Raw genomic sequence first — 608 nt, 5'->3', positions numbered from 1 at the left:
TGATAGAATTCCAGCATGGCCAGACCACTACGGATTGAATATCCAGGAGCAGTTTACCATGTTACCTCTCGTGGTAACGCAAGGAATAATATTTATGAAAATGATCAGGACCGTAAGGCATTTCTAAATCTACTGAGTGAAGTTGTTAAAAAGTGCAACTGGCACTGTCACGCCTATTGTCTAATGGACAATCATTATCACCTGCTTATTGAAACCCCGGACGCTAACCTCTCATATGGTATGCGGCAGCTAAATGGTATCTATACTCAACGGTACAATAAAAGGCACCAAACTGTTGGCCATATTTTTCAGGGAAGATTTAAGTCAATATTAGTTGACAAAGATAATTATCTCCTTGAGCTTAGCCGCTACATTGTGCTTAATCCGGTTAGAGCAAAGCTCGTGGAATCACCAGATAAGTGGTTATGGGGAAGCTACCGGGCCACTGCAGGGCTGATAAAGGCTCCGGAATATCTGATGACAGACTGGATCCTTGGTATTTTTGGAACCAACCGCCAACATGCCCAAAAGCGTTATCAGCAGTTTGTCAAAGAAGGTATAAATGGTAAATCTCCGATGGATGACCTGCAGGAACAAATAGTAATAGG

Annotated in this window: 1 pseudogene; it reads left to right on the top strand. The window is 42.4% G+C overall.

Annotated features, from left to right (window positions below):
- The first annotated feature begins 15 nt into the window (after positions 1-15).
- Positions 16-608: pseudogene (locus tag SCJ97_11565) on the top strand (transposase).

The sequence above is a fragment of the Bacillota bacterium genome (assembly GCA_033549065.1).
GTDB lineage: Bacteria > Bacillota > Dethiobacteria > DTU022 > DTU022 > JAWSUE01.
This window is presented reverse-complemented; position numbering and strand designations above follow the sequence as displayed.